The organism is Bradyrhizobium sp. CCBAU 11386 (genome assembly GCF_028128955.1).
GTDB lineage: Bacteria > Pseudomonadota > Alphaproteobacteria > Rhizobiales > Xanthobacteraceae > Bradyrhizobium.
Genome location: NZ_LBKA01000053.1, coordinates 1 through 311, shown reverse-complemented (window position 1 = coordinate 311; position 311 = coordinate 1). Strand labels below are relative to the sequence as shown.

Genomic DNA, 311 nt, shown 5'->3' with positions numbered 1-311 from the left:
GCGGTACGCTCCGAGCGAGGGCCATAACGATCACGGTTCAGCTTTTCGATCTGCAGCTTCAGGTGAGCGATCAGCGCCTGGTCGTCAGACTGCTGGGCGCGAACGCTGGCGAGTTCGGCGCGCGTCGCCAGCAACGCCGCCTGCAGCGCCTCAATGTCTTCCGGCAGCTTCTCGGGACCGTGACCCATGCACTGATGGAATCACAAAAGCCGCGATTTGGCGCGCGCTTTTTGCAATCTCACGGGACTATTGCGCAACCTATCCTGCGCTCTGCGGCCGCCAGCTGTGTTGCGGGTTGCGCCAGTCGATCG

The 311-nt window shown here is 62.7% G+C and carries 1 pseudogene; it reads right to left on the bottom strand.

Annotated features, from left to right (window positions below):
• Positions 1-188, bottom strand: a pseudogene (locus XI09_RS08325) (IS66 family transposase); the annotation flags it as partial.
• Positions 189-311: the final 123 nt, after the last annotated feature.